This window comes from Allocoprococcus comes, assembly GCF_013300725.1.
In the GTDB taxonomy this organism is placed as follows: domain Bacteria; phylum Bacillota; class Clostridia; order Lachnospirales; family Lachnospiraceae; genus Allocoprococcus; species Allocoprococcus comes_A.
Map to the genome: position 1 here is coordinate 1 of NZ_JAAIMM010000100.1, position 722 is coordinate 722.

General features: G+C 41.7%; 2 protein-coding genes. Both read right to left on the reverse strand.

All coding sequences use genetic code 11. The features are described 5' to 3' along the window. The coding region (locus G4407_RS16940) for a DUF6870 family protein (protein ID WP_334297106.1) at positions 1-160 on the reverse strand (160 nt) is incomplete at its 3' end. Beyond that, positions 141-521 carry a type II toxin-antitoxin system PemK/MazF family toxin gene (locus G4407_RS16220; RefSeq protein WP_005344285.1) on the reverse strand — a complete coding sequence of 127 codons (381 nt, stop codon included), beginning with the start codon at positions 519-521 and terminating at the stop codon, positions 141-143. The genes G4407_RS16220 and G4407_RS16940, both read right to left, overlap by 20 nt. Positions 522-722 lie beyond the last annotated feature (201 nt).

The window sequence follows — 722 nt, forward strand, 5'->3', positions numbered from 1 at the left end:
GGACCAGATAAGGATTTCCTACTTTATTCAGAAAAATATCTCTCCGTTCCTGAAGTGGCTTATTTCTGTCTGCTTTTATCATCCGTAGATCAGTCATTTCATTGATATCTACATCACTGAAATCCTGCTCCAGATAATTTCTATATTCCTCTGCCGTCATGCCCTTCTCCTTCCATTCCCATCTGAATCCGTACTGCTTTCAGCACCCGATCCAGGCTCCACTTATTTACTCTTCCGCATTTCTCAATAATGCATTTTGTAGAAATGCTCATAACCTGTTCAGCCAATGCCAGGCTTCCTTTTCGGATCCCTGTCATATCGTATTTACTGATAAATACATGTGTTGGTAAATACCGCTTCTTATATATTCTTGATGTCAGCGGAACTACTGTAATGACTGAACTGTATGTATTAGCTTTATTGTTACTTACTACGATCACCGGTCTTACTCCACCCTGAACCGAAGTTGTCGGGAACATACCGAGATCCGCCCATAAGATATCTCCTCTACGAATCGTCACTTGTCATCTCTCCAATCTTTTTTTATTTGTAAAGCATTCATAGCGCTATATTGGCTCCACAGGGATACGGCAGAGTTCCTTTCCAAGACGGAAAGCTCTGCCGCATAACCTCTATAGCCAATTTGATTATTAAACAGTGCTCGCTTGATTCTATTTATCCTCGATACCCCGAATCGTTACTCCTGCATCTGCAGGAAGGGA